15 protein-coding genes are annotated in these 16,978 nt (G+C 36.7%); 5 read left to right on the top strand and 10 right to left on the bottom strand.

The window, feature by feature from the left end:
• Positions 1-484: 484 nt before the first annotated feature.
• Positions 485-796: a hypothetical protein gene (locus HQN83_RS06750; protein WP_173089564.1), complete on the top strand. Its 312-nt coding sequence runs from the start codon at positions 485-487 to the stop codon at positions 794-796.
• Positions 797-1,206: 410 nt separating this feature from the next.
• Here HQN83_RS06750 and HQN83_RS06745 read toward each other — a convergent pair whose 3' ends face one another.
• The 3 genes from HQN83_RS06745 to HQN83_RS06735 all read right to left on the bottom strand — a co-directional run bounded on the left by HQN83_RS06745 (position 1,207) and on the right by HQN83_RS06735 (position 3,927).
• Positions 1,207-2,262: a patatin-like phospholipase family protein gene (locus HQN83_RS06745; RefSeq protein ID WP_173089563.1), complete on the bottom strand. Its 1,056-nt coding sequence runs from the start codon at positions 2,260-2,262 to the stop codon at positions 1,207-1,209.
• A gap of 312 nt (positions 2,263-2,574) precedes the next feature.
• Entirely contained in the window at positions 2,575-3,387 is an 813-nt protein-coding gene (locus tag HQN83_RS06740; RefSeq protein WP_173089562.1) for a helix-turn-helix domain-containing protein, read from the bottom strand.
• A gap of 45 nt (positions 3,388-3,432) precedes the next feature.
• A complete protein-coding gene (locus tag HQN83_RS06735; RefSeq protein ID WP_173089561.1) occupies positions 3,433-3,927 on the bottom strand; it encodes a DinB family protein in 495 nt (164 codons plus the stop codon).
• 194 nt (positions 3,928-4,121) lie between these two features.
• Here HQN83_RS06735 and HQN83_RS06730 point away from each other — a divergent pair, with 194 nt between their 5' ends.
• Positions 4,122-4,742 (top strand): phosphatase PAP2-related protein, encoded by a 621-nt coding sequence (locus HQN83_RS06730; RefSeq protein WP_173089560.1) that lies wholly within the window; start codon positions 4,122-4,124, stop codon positions 4,740-4,742.
• 33 nt (positions 4,743-4,775) lie between these two features.
• On the opposite strand, the gene HQN83_RS06725 is transcribed toward HQN83_RS06730, so the two are convergent.
• Positions 4,776-6,059, bottom strand: coding sequence for a M16 family metallopeptidase (locus tag HQN83_RS06725; protein WP_173089559.1), 1,284 nt, complete (start codon positions 6,057-6,059; stop codon positions 4,776-4,778).
• Between the two features lie 12 nt (positions 6,060-6,071).
• On the bottom strand, positions 6,072-7,433 hold the full coding sequence (locus HQN83_RS06720) for a M16 family metallopeptidase (RefSeq protein ID WP_173089558.1): 1,362 nt from the start codon (positions 7,431-7,433) through the stop codon (positions 6,072-6,074).
• 149 nt (positions 7,434-7,582) lie between these two features.
• Here HQN83_RS06720 and HQN83_RS06715 point away from each other — a divergent pair, with 149 nt between their 5' ends.
• The gene (locus HQN83_RS06715) at positions 7,583-8,551 is read left to right on the top strand and encodes a phosphatidylinositol-specific phospholipase C (protein WP_173089557.1); all 969 of its coding nucleotides are present in this window, start codon (positions 7,583-7,585) and stop codon (positions 8,549-8,551) included.
• 141 nt (positions 8,552-8,692) lie between these two features.
• Here HQN83_RS06715 and HQN83_RS06710 read toward each other — a convergent pair whose 3' ends face one another.
• The gene (locus tag HQN83_RS06710; RefSeq protein ID WP_173089556.1) at positions 8,693-9,262 is read right to left on the bottom strand and encodes a porin family protein; all 570 of its coding nucleotides are present in this window, start codon (positions 9,260-9,262) and stop codon (positions 8,693-8,695) included.
• Positions 9,263-9,434: 172 nt separating this feature from the next.
• On the opposite strand from HQN83_RS06710, the gene HQN83_RS06705 reads away from it, so the two are divergent.
• Positions 9,435-10,157: a class I SAM-dependent methyltransferase gene (locus HQN83_RS06705; RefSeq protein ID WP_173089555.1), complete on the top strand. Its 723-nt coding sequence runs from the start codon at positions 9,435-9,437 to the stop codon at positions 10,155-10,157.
• A gap of 9 nt (positions 10,158-10,166) precedes the next feature.
• Here HQN83_RS06705 and HQN83_RS06700 read toward each other — a convergent pair whose 3' ends face one another.
• Together HQN83_RS06700 and HQN83_RS06695 are read right to left on the bottom strand one after the other, a co-directional pair.
• Entirely contained in the window at positions 10,167-10,502 is a 336-nt protein-coding gene (locus HQN83_RS06700; RefSeq protein WP_173089554.1) for a cupin domain-containing protein, read from the bottom strand.
• On the bottom strand, positions 10,499-11,089 hold the full coding sequence (locus HQN83_RS06695) for a GNAT family N-acetyltransferase (protein ID WP_173089553.1): 591 nt from the start codon (positions 11,087-11,089) through the stop codon (positions 10,499-10,501). The genes HQN83_RS06700 and HQN83_RS06695 overlap by 4 nt, the downstream gene beginning before the upstream one ends.
• A gap of 214 nt (positions 11,090-11,303) precedes the next feature.
• Between HQN83_RS06695 and HQN83_RS06690 the strand changes: the two genes are divergently transcribed.
• Entirely contained in the window at positions 11,304-12,104 is an 801-nt protein-coding gene (locus HQN83_RS06690) for a murein L,D-transpeptidase catalytic domain family protein (RefSeq protein ID WP_173089552.1), read from the top strand.
• Between the two features lie 83 nt (positions 12,105-12,187).
• Here HQN83_RS06690 and HQN83_RS06685 read toward each other — a convergent pair whose 3' ends face one another.
• Together HQN83_RS06685 and HQN83_RS06680 are read right to left on the bottom strand one after the other, a co-directional pair.
• On the bottom strand, positions 12,188-13,597 hold the full coding sequence (locus HQN83_RS06685; protein ID WP_173089551.1) for a TolC family protein: 1,410 nt from the start codon (positions 13,595-13,597) through the stop codon (positions 12,188-12,190).
• Positions 13,598-13,760: 163 nt separating this feature from the next.
• On the bottom strand, positions 13,761-16,958 hold the full coding sequence (locus HQN83_RS06680) for an efflux RND transporter permease subunit (protein ID WP_173089550.1): 3,198 nt from the start codon (positions 16,956-16,958) through the stop codon (positions 13,761-13,763).
• Positions 16,959-16,978 lie beyond the last annotated feature (20 nt).

The following is a 16,978-nucleotide window of genomic DNA, read 5'->3' as shown; positions in this document are numbered from 1 at the left end:
CATCGAAAGTAGGCGGAAACGCCATGAGCTGATGTTGATAATAGGGCTTAAAAACGGGTTTCTTGTTGGCCATATCTACTACTGATTTACATCATAAATGTATGAAAATCAATAAGTTAAATCAAATTTAAAACGAAAAAAAAACAACTTAAATTGTTAATAATCAAGACGATAGGAATACGGGTAGACGCAAAAGAGCCCGTATCACGATTTATGATACAGGCTCTTTTGCATATATTAAAATATGCAATATTGTGTGGCGGTCGTCATCCTGAATTTATTTCAGGATGACGATGTGTAATAGTATTTTCTGTTTCTGATCTCATCAACTTGTGGAGTTTCTCCACAAGTTTAACACACACAAAAAACAGTAACCGACTAAAAACCAGACTGATGCCAAAAATATAAGATTTAGGCACTATTATGTAGCCTAGTCTAAACATAACTAACAAGAATTTTTAACTGAAATTTTAAAATAAGTATTATGAAAAAGATCATCTTATCAGCAGCATTTTTAGCATTAGCAGGATTAACTACAGTAAAAGCAAGCGACATCAAAAACCCAGTTAGAGTTGCTGTTCAACAAGATAGTGTTACAAAAACTCCAATTGAATTAAAAGATCTTCCGGAGCCAGTTCAAAAAACGCTACAATCCGATGCAGTTAAAGCCTGGACTCCAACAGCTGCTTTTCTTGTAACAAAACAAGATAAATCGACATACTATCAAGTTGATGTTAAAAAAGAAGCTGAAACAGGTTCATTGAAAATTGACAAAGACGGAAAAATCATCCAATAATATAAAGAACCAAAAATCCCTAAAGTTTAATTAACAAGCAGCAAAGCCAGAGCAATCTGGCTTTGTTGTTTAGCGTAACTTCTATTAATTGTGATGTTATTTTACAAAACTATTTCATGCAGCAAAAGGTATAAAAATGCATCTAATTAATTACCAGACGTGTTTTTACAATACTTATTTTAATAACTGCGTATTTTCACAGTTGTAATCATTCCAATTCCCTATTAATTTTGGTATCAATAAAAAAGTAACAAACAAACCCTAATGCCATGTATCCCAAAAAATCAAACAAGTCATCAGTAACCAAGTATGCTATTAGTGTCTTAAAAGTTTTAGCATTTATTTTATTTGTATTCTGCTTCTATCAGGCCTGTAAAATAACCACTCCCTAATAAATGTTCTATTGGGAATTAGCGTGCAACCTTTAAAAAATCCCAAGGCATCTTATTTGAAGATCGTTTATCCTCCTCAACCAGGAATTTAGCGATCAGGTTTAATAGACTTTCATTTTCACTTACGGTTTTATCTCCCAGGGCCACCAATTTCTCGATATTTGTCGGACTAGCCGCATCTAATCCTTCTTTAATGCTCTCCAAACTATTTGGCTCAATACGGACATAATTCTTCTCCTTGCCTACTGAGTGAAAAAGTTGCTGCAAAAAGAAATCACTGGTTTCAGCAACACCGCTCATCATAATATCAATTAAAGCGGGTACAATAGCCATCGCGCTACTCTTTTTAAAGTGATCGTAATCATAAGACCTTTTAGAACGACCGGTACCTAATGAACACAGATAGATGTCGTTTATCCTCGTCTGATTAAATGCTTTAGTTACTTCTATTAAGCCACTCAACGCAGGATTTGTAGCAAACACGCCCCCATCAAGTAATGGATACCTAACATTTGCCAATGAATGTATCTCAGCAACGCTAAAATAAGTTGGTGCAGCTGATGTAGCTCTACATACATCTTTTAAATAAAAGTCCCTTACATCGCCCCGCACTATTGCATTTTGCTGTCTAAAAAAATGTGTTTTGCGAAGTTCAATATTGTAAGCGCTTATAATGCATGGCTTAATAAGCTGGCTAAGTTTAGTTTTACCAAAATACTTCTTCAATACCCCTTCAAAGATGTGACTATTGTAGCGTTCTCCCGCTAAACCAAACTTTGCTCTCAGGCGTTTAAAGAAACTCATTTTAAAAATCTCGTTACCGTGCTCCAGATAAAGATCTAGTGCCTCCTTGGCCGAAAACCTTGGCCTGGTTGGATTTTCTTCGGAAGGACATAGTAACAGGCAGGTTAAAATACCTCCTGTGCTTGTTCCAGCAAAAAAATCAAAATAATCAACAATAGCCGCATCTGGGTTTTTACTTTCCTTTTTTAACTTTTCCTCGAGCGCAACTAAAAGCATCCCTGGAATAATTCCTCTTATCCCACCGCCATCTATAGAAAGGATTTTCTTCATAATACATTTGGGTTACTGTAAATATACTTACTTATATCATATTGCAAAACCTACCTGCGTATTTACACAGTTGTAATAAAAATATTGCCTGCTTATGTTTGTAGTAGCGATTTGATTAAAGAATAAGCTATTTGTACCGGCCTCTTTAGTACTTTGTTACCGGTACTTAAAATTGAAGTTCATCTTATTACAAAAATATCAATCACGCTCTCCAGTAAATTGTAAAATCATCTCCTATGAAAACAACAAAAGCCGAGGTTCACTCCGGCTTTTGTTGTTTTAAAGAAACCATGAAAGTATCTGTATCTTGTATTAAGGATCAAACTTTGAAAGTCCGGAATGCCACTGAGAAGGCGTACAGCCATAAAAACGCTTAAATTCTTTAATAAAATGATTCTGGTCAAAAAAATCAAATTTATATACCAACTCCTGCCAATTGACGGCATTGTTCTTCCTTATAAAGCTATTTACATTATTGAAACGCACAATCCGACTAAAAGCTTTAGCGCTAAAACCCACCTTATCTCTAAACTGTACCCCTAAATTTGTTTCAGACACCCCAACCTGTTTGCTTAGTTCAGCAATGCGTATCAAACCATGGCTTTTTTGTATTTGCTCGCAAGCATAGGCAACACTATTTACATCAGTTTTTTCCGAAGCCAAAAGGCGCTTAAGTAGCCAACCTTCTAACCGTGCAACAACCATGTCCGGCTGCTTCGCTACCTCTCTTAATTGCTCAGTTAAGCTATTGATTTCGGGAAAAAGAAGCCGGACATCTGTGGCCTGATTTGAAAAATAGCGTTGAGGAATACCAAATAATTTAAAAGCTCCATAAGGCTTGAACATTACCATTACGAGTTTCTTAGGAAAAACATCAAAGTGCCTGCCGTGATCAAGTAATCCGACAAAACATAATGGATAACTATCAGTTTTATCTACCCCAACCTCATGAAATCTATGATACTCATCAAGAATAAAAGACATTTCGGTTCTGGCAACCGGATAAATACTTAATGGAGATGTAACGCTACCAGAAAATTTAAGCTCATAAAACAGGTAACTTTCAATATACGGTTGAAGCTCTTGATGAGGCGTAAAAAATGTTGTGTTAACATTATTTTCCATGCAAACTAAACAAAGTATAAATCTACTTAATTTATAATATTTTTTCTAGTCATATTTTATTGCTTCATAACCTAACAACCTACGCCACAATGCTATCTGACCAATACAATTTGCTTCACGATAAATAATGAAAGCTATCATTTCATAACTTGTCATTTTAACCGGCCCCATATCTATCTGCTCATTTAACTTTTCGTCTGTTACATTGATTAGTGCGGTTCTCAATAGTGGACTTACATGATCCCAATCCTTTTTAAACTCTTCAAGCGAAGGATAAGTAACATTTTCAATTATCCCCTGATGATTTTCAAACAACTCATGTGCTGCCTGCTTACCACTGACGCCCAACATATTCGCTAACTCATATCGTTGTTCAACAAGGCTTCCTGCGAGCCAGGAAACATGATTAGCTTTAGTATTTAATCTATTATGCGCATCTCTGCTAGAGATTCCAGAAATAGCTTTCGAATAAAAGCTGGTATGCATATCAAATAACACAAGAAGAGCATACATCCTTTCACTAGTTGTTTTAATTTCCATGACATTTCTATTTAAATTTTTTTAATGTTAATTTAGTGTAATCGGAATATAAATTCTGACTTTTACTGAGTATGTTTAACATTACTAACTTACCGCTATAATCTAACTATTAAAGAGGTAGCGTGCGACAATGTTAGGGGGCAATTGAGACATACTTTTTACAATTATTAGAATAACAAAACTTAGATTAAATAATGCATTCTAAACAATTCTCCTGGCAAATTGCTTGGGATTATCCGCCATTTAGGTTAAAACTTATATTAGGGACAATTATACTTATTGCAATACTGTTATTTATACCACAGTTTTTTAACCATATTGAAGCAAGGGAAGGTACTGTATTAAATGATTGGTTATTAAAGAGAATACCGCCTGTTGATGTTTCGCTATATATATTTATTATACTTTATGCCTTAATAGTCCTGTTTTTGGTCAGGATGTCAAGAAACACATCAATCTGCTTAACAGCGCTATGGACATTCGTATTTCTATGTATAGCTCGCATTTTATCTATTACCCTTGTACCTCTAAATGCTCCTACAGGTATTATTGAACTGGCGGATCCATGCTCTATTCTTTTCTATAGATCAAACGTGATTACTAAAGATTTATTCTTTTCAGGCCATACAGCTACCTTAATTGTTGGAGGGATGTGTATGCAAAGTAAAAGAGATAAAGCTATTGCATTTATCGCGGCAGGGATTGTTGGCATACTACTACTTGTACAACACGTGCATTACACTGCTGATGTTCTTGCAGCACCATTTTTTAGTTATATATGTTGGTATCTAGGTAAAACAGTAGCTAAAATTTAAATTAGAATCTTGGTTTTTAAATTGATGTAAGAACTACTGGAAAGCAAGTTTCCCTAATTGTTCATCTCCCAGGTATAGCCAAATTGCGCCTTTTGCAAATTTATTAAATGCCTTACCCATATCCTCTAGGGTAACTTTATTAATATTCGTAAGCATATCTTCTTCCATTTTATAACCTCCAAGTACCTCAGCCTCTCCCAGATCATCAACAATAGCGCTTGAACTTTCCTGATGCCTATAATACCTTAAGCGATGATCCTTTTTTATTCCATCAAGAAACGATTGACTGTAACGACCGCTACGGATGCTGTTAAAAACCGCCACCATGGCTTGAAAAGATTTTTTGGGTTGCGTTGTACTCACGTACATTGAAGTATAAGGCATTTGTTGCATTTCAATAGTTGCACCGGGAGCATATGAAAGCCCTTGTTTTACACGTAACTCATAGTGTAAATTACCGCTTAAAGCATTTATAGCCAACAAAAAGGGAGCATAATCCGGATCACTCATTGTTGGAGCATTCATTATACCACTGATATAGTTTGTTGCCAAGTCACGTTGTTCAGTATACAAGTTTTCACCCGCAAGCATTTTCGGACTGTACACAGGTGCCGTATAAGCCTTAACCGGAATCCCCTTGAAAGCTTCTTTCACCTTCTTTTCAAGTTCTTCCTTAGTAATTTTACCTGCTACTACTAAAAACATTCTGTTTTTATTTAAAAGCTGATTATGGTAGTAATTAGAAGCACTGTCTGCTGTAAATCCACTCACTGTTTTTTCTTTCCCAAGAGGATCTGTACTATACTGACTGCCACTAAACATAGCTTCCATTGACATTTGCTGAATCCTTGATTCCGGAGACGCGTGACTTTGATAAATGCCAGAGATAACTTTTTCTTTGGTTGACTGGAATTCTGTTTTATCAAAAGCGGGGTTAGCTACAGCATCTGAAAATAATTTCCATCCCTGATCAAAATATTTGGAAATACACTCCATACTAATAATTCCGTAATCAGTTTTAGATGACCCTCCTATTTTTATCCCATATTCATCAGCTAATTCTTTATAATCATCTACACTATAGTTTTTTGTTCCGCATGCTGCTGCTGCCATTAAAGCAAGGTTTTCTATCCCTGCCTGCTCTGGTTGATAATTCATAACTCCACCTCTAAAAAACATACTCATACTGACTGTTTCCTTTTGCGTTGGTCTTAAAATCACTTTAAGTCCATTCACATCAAACGATATTGCCTTAGTTTGAGATTTTGCAGAGACAAGGATCAAAGCAAAGGCGAGGGTTAATATATATGATTTCATCAGTTTAGAAGTTTATTTGAAGAATTCCTGAGGTTTTACATTGTTTACAATGCTTTTATTGATAATCATTCCTGCACAAAAAGGCTTGCCCTTAATATATTTCCTAACGTAATTAAGTAAATCGGCTCTTGTTATTTTATTAAGGTTTTCCTCGTAATGAGTGTAATAATCAATCGAAGCTGATGCCCACCAAAAAGAGAGTAAATGCGCATAATCGGAAGTTACCTCTCTACGTTCAACCTGAGATACTGAAAGTAATCGCTTTGCACGTTCTATCTGAACATCTGATAGATAATCATCGTCATCCCATAAAGCAATTTGTTTTAATACTTCTTCATAGCACTCTTTAATTTTGTTAGGATTTGGGCTTACCATAAAACTAATTGGCCCTGTATATTTCTGCGTATAATAGTTTACACTAGCCATTTGTGCTAACCCGGAATTAATCAATGATTTCATAAGTTTCGAACCATTTTGATTTACGATAAACGAAAATACATCGGCGGCGTAAGTACCAGGAATATCGTTTCGCGTATCTGGTCCGTGCCAACTAAAAAGCATATAAGGAACCGGCATTTTATTAGATTCTATGATGTAATAATCATTTTTGGCAAGAGGTTTAACCTCTGGAATCGGCCACTTTTTAAAAGGATCAAATGGTGATGCCTTCCAACTTCCAAATATATCTTCGGCAGCACTAAAAGCCTCATTAGCCTTTACATCACCTGCAATTACCAGAACAGAGTTGTTTGGCCAATAATACTTATTTTTTATAGAATCCATTTTAGATGGCGTGGCCGATAAAATGACATCATGGTTTCCAATTACATTTTTTCTGGAATAATTAGCACCCCACATGTGTCTTTTATCAGCATCTATTAGCTCATAAAGCGGACTAGACTCGTGCCTGGTAAATTCGGCATTTACAATTTCATTTTCCAACGCCATATCTTCTTTAGTAAATATGGGATTGCGAATAGCGGAGTTCATAAACTTTAAACCCGGCTTTAAGTTAGCCGTAGGGAGTGTAAAAAAGTAGTTTACTACCTCTTCCTTGGTAGTAGCATTAGAGGTGATTTCCAACTCATTACTCCTTTTGTTAAAGCTCTCAAAATTTGGATAATCCTTATTTGCTTTAAAAAACAAATGCTCGTAAAGGTGGCTTAAACCATTATAATCGTCAGACTCTGTAAATGAGCCATTTCTACAGGCCATTTCAATTGTAGCCAGAGGAACGGTGTTGTCTACGACAACCACTATTTCAAGTCCATTTGGCAGCTTTTTAAAGTACATATTATCTGCTATTTTCTGTTGCGAAAACACAGAATAACAACCCATTGCAAGGACTACCGTAAGTAAAAATTTAAAGCGCATATGGTTTAAAATTGGAATACCTAATTACTTATACAAATACGGGTAAATCTTTTAATTTATCAAATAATTATATGCCTTTTTGTGAATCTGATTTTTCCTTATATTGTATATAATAAATAAACCAAATTAAATCCCTAAAAACCTCAAGTATGAGAAATTTTAAACTTCAATTCCCGTTAATCATTGCGGGAATCCTTGCGCTCACGTCGTGCAAAAAGCAAGAGCAACAAGTATTGCAATCTAAAAAGATGCAGGAAAAATCGGTTGCGTCGGCACTTGTGTTAACTTACACCATGAGTAATTGGATGGGCTCTCTCCCGGATGCCACTAACGTTGCGCAAATCTCCATCCCCGGAACCCATGATTCTGGGGCAAGAACAGAACCTGTTGCCGGTACTGCTAAATGTCAGAATTTAAGTATCGCTGACCAACTTACTGCAGGCGTAAGATATTTAGATATCAGATGCAGACACATTGGTGATTCTTTTGCCATTCATCATGGTTCAATTTACCAAAATTTGAATTTTACAGATGTATTAAATGCATGTATCGGTTTCTTAAACAGCAACCCTACAGAAACGATTATTATGAGTGTAAAGGAAGAGTATGATGCCACTAATAACACCCGTAGTTTCGAACAAACATTTGATTCTTATGTAAGTCAAAATCCTACCAAATGGGATTTGGGAGATGGAGTTCCTACTTTAGGATCATTAAGAGGAAAGATTAAGTTATTAAGAAGATTTGGAGCCGGAACCACAAAAGGTATCGACGCTACCAACTGGGCCGACAACACTACTTTTAACATCAATAATTCTGCAGCTAATTTAAAAGTTCAGGACTATTACAATGTGAGTAATGTAAATACAAAATGGTCGAACATCGAAACGCTTTTTAATGAGGCGAATAATGATACTTCTAACAGGTTATATTTGAATTACACTAGTGGTTACAAAGCGCTTATTTTTGGTATTCCAAGTATTACTACGGTTTCTAATTCTGTAAATCCGAAGATAAATACGTTTTTCACAAATAATACTCATGGACATTATGGTGTTGTCCCTATGGATTTTGTGGATGCAACCAGAAGTCAGTTAATTGTGAATACCAATTTCTAATTGGAAGTTTAAATTATAAAGCGATCGTCATCCTGAAATAAATTCAGGATGACGATCGCTTTATCAGAATGTTATACATTTCAAACGCTAAGGATCAAAACGTCTTAAATCCTATTATTTCAAATATCTTAACTCCTACTTTTAAAATATTTTAAACCCTACTGAAAGATTAAATATCCCGGTTTTCTCATCAAGACCTTTGTTAATCTTAGTTAATCCTCGGCTGTATCTGGCATCAATAGTTAAGCTACCTATATCCACACCCGCATTAACTACTCCACCTGCCGTAAATTTCTTATAATCAAACTGAGCGGGGCCTGCGGCTTTGTTTAATGAGTAACTTAGATCTGGTCCTGCTGAAATCCTAAAGTTCAATGCTTCGGTATTGATAATTTTGTAACCAACCATCAATGGAATATTAACCTGTTTAAATTTAGGGCTATAAACTTTTGAATTGTAGGTATACTCACTTTTAAATGAAGTATAATTTACCTCTGGTTGAAAATATAACGCATCTCCAACTCTGGCAAACACGCCAACATTATAACCTGCTTTGCCTTCTTTTTCTTTTACCTCTTTAAAACTTGTTGGAAGAGTTGCATAGTTAATACCAGCTTTTATACCAAAATTAACTCCCGACTGCTGCGCTTTTACCGAACCAATACTTACCATGATTACCGCAATCATTAAATAAAACTTGTTTGTTTTCATACTTTCTGTGTTAGAATAATTATCTTTTTTTTTGTGATTTGATAGTATGACAACTGGTTTAGCTCTTACCCCCACGACCTATTAAAAAATATTTTTAATGACATTAAGATGCCAATAGAAACTTCCAAATAAACCAAACAATCCTAATTTTGGAATAATAGAATTACTAAACATGAAAACAGATTATTCCAGTAAAGCCACTAATGAAGAAATTAAGGAGAGATTTGATAACGATGTAGAACGTTTTTCAAATCTTAACACAGGTCAGCAAACTACTTTAGATGCGCCATTAACCATGGAGCTATGTACAGATGCCGCAAAACACGTTGTTCCGAATGCAAAAGAACTTTTGGATATTGGCTGTGGTGCCGGTAATTACACACTAAAAATGCTCACCAAAATCCCAAATCTGAATTGTACGCTTAATGATCTGAGTTTACCTATGTTGGAGAGAGCCAAAGAAAGAATTTCTACCCAAACTTCAGGAACAGTAACTACCATTCAGCTAGATATGAAAGAGCTTGATTTGCCCGCTGAAAAATACGACATCATACTTGCCGCTGCTACGTTGCACCATTTAAGGACTGATGAAGATTGGGAGCTGGTATTTACTAAATTTTACAAATCGCTTAAACCAGGAGGCTGTTTGTGGATATCTGATTTAATAACTCACGACACAGAACCTTTAAACACCTTATTTCAAAAGAAATACGGCAATTACCTCGAGTCACTAGGCGGTCCTGAATATCGCCAAAAAGTATTCGACTATATTGAATATGAAGACACACCTAGATCTATCAACTTCCAATTAAACTTAATGCAGAAAGTTGGTTTTAAAGACACCGAAGTACTTCACAAGAATTTATGCTTTGCAGCATTTGGAGGGGTTAAATAACCCCTCTTTTTAAAGAAAGTCTTCTCTATGAGGGGTAAAAGCATCTATTAAAGTACCAGCCTCTAGACAAACACAACCATGAATTACATGTGGAGGTACATAATACCCATCTCCTTTTCTAATTACACGTACTTCCTCTCCGATAGTCATTTCAAAAGCTCCGCTATCTACATAAGTTACCTGAGTATGATGATGTTCATGAAGATCGCCTACAGCCCCTACTTCAAATTTTGCCTTTACCAGCATAATTCTGTCATCATAACCAAAAACCTGTCTTTGTATTCCATTACCTAAATCCTCCCATGGGGTTTCATCATCAATCTGAAATAGGCTGCTTTGTATCATAGTTTACTATTTAGTTTTTCTCTTAAAGAATGTTCCCATTCCTGTTTTAACATACTTAAAACAATGGTATCCCGTCTGCTTCCATCCAAGCGAACCACATGACTTCTTAAAATACCTTCCTCAGTACATCCAACGCTTTTCATGGCGGCGATGCTTCTTGTATTAGTTGTATCAGCAGCAAATTCTACACGCTCAAATCCACTGTTAAAAGCAAAATCAAACAAAAGGTATTTGCAATGTTTGTTTAACCCGGTGCCATGAAATTGCTTTCCGTACCAGGTATAACCGAAACTTAAATTATGCTGATTGACCTTCATATCATAAAACCGAGTGCATCCTGCGTATGTATTTGTTCTTTTGTCGATAATAACAAATGGGTATTCTTTTTTATCATTTCTCGCTTCAATGGCCAATAAAAGATATTTTTTTAATGCTTCTTCTGTGTCACCTTTTTGTGTCGAAAATCTCCAGATTTCCGACTGGTTAGCAAACGACAATAGATGTGCTATGTCACCTTCCTTTAAAGGTCTGAGAAGCGCAATTTCATCTTCTAAAATGTGGTCAGCGGTAAAGTCAAAGTCAATCATTTTATGCTTTTTATGCGGAATAAATATTAACTAATGTATGGAATTAACAGCTGTTTTTATAGAAACTATTAAGTCACAAAAAGGTAATAGAATCATTTTCAATGTATTAATCCGAATATATTTTTAGTATGTTTGAAAATATTTAAAGAACTGTATTTGAAGAAACACTACCTAATTAACGCATTAAATAAAAGTATCACGAGAGTTAAAATCTATGACGAAATGCATTTTGGGGGGAGTATCGATGTTAGCACTCAGCCTTTCTTTAACAATTTTTAACGGGACAAACAGGGAGCCAGTAAAACCGGCAATTGTTACCGAAATTACTGAAGACAGTTTATATGAAACCCATGTAAACAATCTTTACAGTCAAATAAATCTTGAACAAACAGGATTAAGTCACGCAGTATTTGAAAAAGCACTTACAGGTTATTACAATCTTAAAAAAACCGGTCAGGTTTCAGAAGAGAAATCTATCCTTTCCATTGCTGATTTTGATAAAAACAGTACTGAAAAGAGACTTTGGATTATTGATCTTGAGAAAAAGAAATTAGTTTTAAATACCTGGGTTGCCCATGGACAACGTAGTGGCGCTGATAAGGCTACACGTTTTTCAAATGCAAACGAATCTTTTCAAAGCAGTATAGGATTTTATCTTACAGCTGAAGTATATCGTGGTCAGCATGGACGCTCACTGCGCTTAGATGGTATGGATGAAGGATTCAATTCTAATGCCCGTAGCAGATCTATTGTAGTTCATGGTGCTGATTATGTTAGCCAAGGTACAATAAATGCATTAGGCAGGCTTGGACGTAGCCAGGGATGCCCTGCAGTGCCAAAAGAGCTTTCAAATTCGGTAATAGACGCAATAGAGGGTAAAACAGTATTGTTTATTAATGTTACTGATCAAAGATATACATCAAGATATCTGAATGAACATATGGCAGCATCATTTGCAAGTAACTTCGATCAGCAGGATACATCGAGCAGTCCAGATTCGACATTAAACATTTAATAAACTTAATAGTTACTTTATGCAAAACCCACATAAACATGTCTTTATGTGGGTTTTGTATAGGATATGAAAGGTCAACTGGTTTACAATCCGCCTCCAAGAGAACGGTATAACTCTACCGAAGCGCTTAACTGAGCTGTTTTTATGGCTGCCAGTTCGAGCTCACTTTGTAAAGAATTACTTTGAGCCGTAATTACTTCTAAATAGGTTGCCATTCCGTTTTTAAATAGTAGGTTGGCATTTTTAACAGCCTGCTGTAAAGTACCTACCCTTTTCGAAGAAATATCATATTGAAGCTTTAATTTTTCAATTTTAACAAGCTCATCAGACACCTCACCTACAGCATTAAGCACTGATTGTCTAAATTCCAACACCACTTTTTCACGGTCTATTTTAGCCAGTTCATACTGACTTTTCAATTGCTTGCGGTGAAATATTGGCTGCGTTAATCCACCGCCGACAACACCAAACAATGATGCAGGAATATTAAACCAGTTACTTGCTTTAAACGAGTTAAGACCCCCACTTGCAGTAATACTTAACGAAGGATACATGCTTGCTTTAGCAATACCAACTTTAGCATTAGCAATGTTTAAAGACAATTCAGCACTTTTTACATCCGGTCTTCTGCTAACCATTTCTGAAGGAATTCCGGCAGATAATTGAGCAGGGATAGCAGTATTCTCAAGGCTGGCTAAACGTTCCACCACTCCAGGCAGCTGTCCGGTTAGGATACGCAAAGCATTTTCCTGTATGGTGATGTTTTGCTCCAACTCAGGAATCAACTGCGCTGCTACCAATTGCTGCGCTTCAGCTTGTTGTATTGCCAAAGAGGTTACCTGCCCTGCATCAAACTGCATGTGTATAATACGTAATGTACTATCGTTTAATAACAGGTTCTTTTTAGCCACAGCCATTTGGGCATCCATCATCAATAATCTGTAGTAGCCTTGTGCTACATTAGCCACGATTCTTGTCTGAATAGCTTTTCTGGCCTCCGCAGTCTGCAAATAAGTTGCCAAAGCAGCCTGTTTCTGTCCCTTTATTTTACCCCAGATATCGGCCTCCCAGGCCAAACCAATATTGGCATTATAATCCTGAATAACATTGGTTTTCAAGAATTGACCCGCACTTAATCCGTTCAAACTATTATTAGATGGACGATTGGCATTTGCAGTTACCTGCAATGTAAGTTCAGGAATATTGCCAAGCTTTGATTGTCTAAACAGCACCTCTGCTGATTCAATATTTTTCAAAGCAATCTGCATATCATAATTTCTTAATAATGCAGTGTCTATCAAACGCTTTACACCATCCTCGGTAAAGAAATTCTTTACTGAGACTTTACCAATACTGCTGGTATCAGCTGTACTGGCATTCCTGAATGTATCAGGTATTGCAGCTTTAGGTATAGCTACATCTTTGGAAACTTTACATCCGGCCAACACCACTAAAATTAACAGCGGGACCAATGTATTTATATACTTTTTCATGAGTATCTATTTTGTTTATGATTTGATTAAACTCTTCGTCATCCCGGCGAAGGCCGGGACCTCGCACCTGCCAGATGAAATAGCAAGTGCGAGATTCTGAAATAAATTCAGAATGACGATACTACTTTTCATATCTGCTCTTATCTCTCATTTAATTAAAAAACTAAGAATAGATGATTTCCGATTCTGGGTTTACTTTAACACCATTTGCATCTTGAGCATCGCTAATGACTGCTGGTTTGCTTGATATTTTTTCATGCAAATTCTGAAAAATCACAAAGAGAACCGGGATCAAGAATAGTCCAAGTACAACACCCGAAACCATCCCTCCAGCAGCACCAATACTTATAGAATGGTTACCTTGAGCAGATGGACCAGTTGCAATACTCATTGGGAATAAACCGACAACGAATGCAAGAGAGGTCATTAAGATAGGACGTAATCTTAGTTTCGATGCTTCTATTGCCGCACTTACTAATGATAAGCCTGCCTTTCTACGCTGCGCTGCAAATTCAACAATCAGGATGGCGTTTTTGGCCAGCAAACCGATGAGCATGATCAGCGCTACCTGTACGTAAATGTTGTTTTCTATACCAGTAAAGCCAATTGCAATAAACACGCCCAATACTCCTGTAGGGATAGAAAGTATTACAGCTAATGGTAAAATATAACTTTCATACTGTGCTGCCAACAAGAAATATACGAACACTAAACAAAGTATAAATACAACTGTCGACTGCCCATTTGATGAAATCTCTTCTCTGGTTTGTCCTGAGAACTCAAATCCATATCCGGCAGGTAATTGCTCTTTTGCTACTTCCTGTATCGCATTGATTGCATCACCGGAACTGAAGCCTGGTTTAGGGATTGCATTAACCTGAATCGAGTTAAACAAGTTGTAACGCGATGCAGTTTCAGATCCATAAACACGGGTTAATTTTACCAATGTTTTTATTGGCACCATCTCTCCGCTTTTATTTTTAACAAATACACGGTCTATTGCCGTAGGATCTGCCCTATCAGCAATATCTGCCTGTACCAAAACTCTGTAGTATTTACCAAAGCGATTAAAATCTGATGCTTGCGCACTACCAAAATAAGCTTGCATAGTTTGCAGAATATCACGAACATTTACGCCTAGCTGATTTGCTTTCTCATCATTTACCTCCAGTTGTAGCTGAGGATAATCTGCTTTAAAAGTGGTAAATGCAACCGCTATTTCTTTGCGTTTCATTAGCTCACCAATAAAATTATTGGCTACACCACTAAATTTATCAAGCTTACCACCTGTTTTATCCTGTAACACGAGATCAAGTGCCTCTACGTTACTAAAACCTGGAACGGTAGGGAAACTGAATACGAAGAAACTACCGCCACTAATAGCGCCTAATTTGCCTCTTATCAGGTTCATAATTTCATTGATATCCTGTACTTTTCCTCTTTCTTTAGTAGGTTTTAACAGAACAAATACTACTGCCGACGAAGGGCTGGTTGATGAGGTAAGCAAATTGAAACCTGTAATAGAGGTTACAAATCTTGATGCATCTAAAGCACCTAATTCAGCTTCAGCTTGTTTCATTACTTTCGAAGTACCATCTAATGATGTTCCTGATGGTGTATTCACAGCGATAGCCACAAAGCCCTGATCTTCTGTAGGTATAAAGCCTGTAGGAGTTCTTTGTACCATCCATACAGTTGCTAAAATGATGATCACCAAACCACCAATACTAACCGCTTTATTTTTGATCAGGAACCTTAAACCACCTACATATCTATCTGTCATGGAATTAAAGCTCCTGTTAAACCCGGCAAAGAATTTCTCTTTAAATCCTTTTTTAGGCTCATCTGGATGACCGGCATGATTGTCTTTTAGGAACAAGGCAGCCAATGCAGGACTTAATGTTAATGCATTAATAGCAGATATAATAATAGCTGTAGCCATTGTAAAAGCAAATTGTCTGTAGAACACTCCGGTTGAACCTTCTAAGAAACCTACTGGAAGGAACACTGCCGACATCACCAATGTAATGGATATAATAGCTCCACTGATTTCGTGCATCGCTTCGGCAGTTGCTTGTTTTGCACCGATACGCTTGTGTTCCATTTTGGCGTGAACAGCCTCTACTACCACAATCGCATCATCGACCACAATACCGATGGCTAATACAAGCGCAAACAACGTTAATAAGTTAATTGAGAACCCAAACAACTGCATAAAGAAGAACGTGCCTAAAATGGCTACGGGAACGGCAATAGCAGGAATCAACGTTGATCTGAAATCCTGAAGGAAGATAAATACAACGATGAACACCAAAATAAAAGCTTCAATAAGTGTGTGTTGTACCTGCTCAATAGACTGATCTAATGCAACTTTTGTACTATAAAAGATATTGTGCTTAACGCCCTTTGGAAAATCTTTAGCAGCCTTTTCCATTAACTTGTTTATCTGAATCTGGATTTCATTAGCATTGGAACCTGCCAATTGTATGATACCCAAAACAACACCTTTTTTACCGTTTAAGCGGGTTAAACTGTTGTATGAATAAGCACCAAATTCTACCCTACCTACATCTTTTAAACGCAGTGTAGAACCGTCAGAATTTGCACGTATAGCGATATTCTCATACTCTTCCGGTTTTGTAAGCTTGCCTTTGTATTTTATAACATACTCAAAAACCTCATTACTTCTTTCACCAAAACGACCTGGAGCTGCTTCTAAACTTTTGTCTTGTATAGCTGACATTACCTCATTTGGGGTAAGACCATAGCTGGCCATTTGCGTTGGATTAAGCCAAATACGCATCGAGTAATCTTTTACACCACCAAATATACTTGCAGAACCAACACCTGGAATCCTTTTAATTTCGGGTATAATGTTGATTTGTGCGTAGTTGGCAATGAATGTTTGATCGTATTTTGATTCATCTTCGGTATACATACCGATGGCCATGATGAAACTATTTTGTTGTTTAGCAGTAATGATACCTTGCTGCACTACTTCTGTAGGCAATTGACTTGTAGCCTGAGCTACACGATTTTGCACGTTTACAGCAGCCTGATCCGGGTCTGTACCCAGCTTAAAATATACTGTAATTGCCAATGTACCATCATTACTGGCTGTAGAGCTCATATAGCTCATGTTTTCAACTCCATTGATAGATTCTTCTAGCGAAGGTGCTACGGAACGGAGTACAGTTTCGGCATTTGCGCCAGGATAATTAGCAGTTACCAGTACTGATGGTGGCGCAATGTCTGGAAACTGCTGTAGCGGCAATTTGGTAAGACTTAGCACCCCCAGAATCACCAATAGTATGGAGATTACTGTAGCTAATACGGGCCTTTGTATAAATATTTTGAACATGACAGTTAATGTTTAATTAG

The sequence above is a fragment of the Pedobacter foliorum genome, from assembly GCF_013266735.1.
In the GTDB taxonomy this organism is placed as follows: domain Bacteria; phylum Bacteroidota; class Bacteroidia; order Sphingobacteriales; family Sphingobacteriaceae; genus Pedobacter; species Pedobacter foliorum.
The sequence above is the reverse complement of the archived record's forward strand: the minus strand, read 5'-3'. Positions and strand labels throughout refer to the sequence as shown.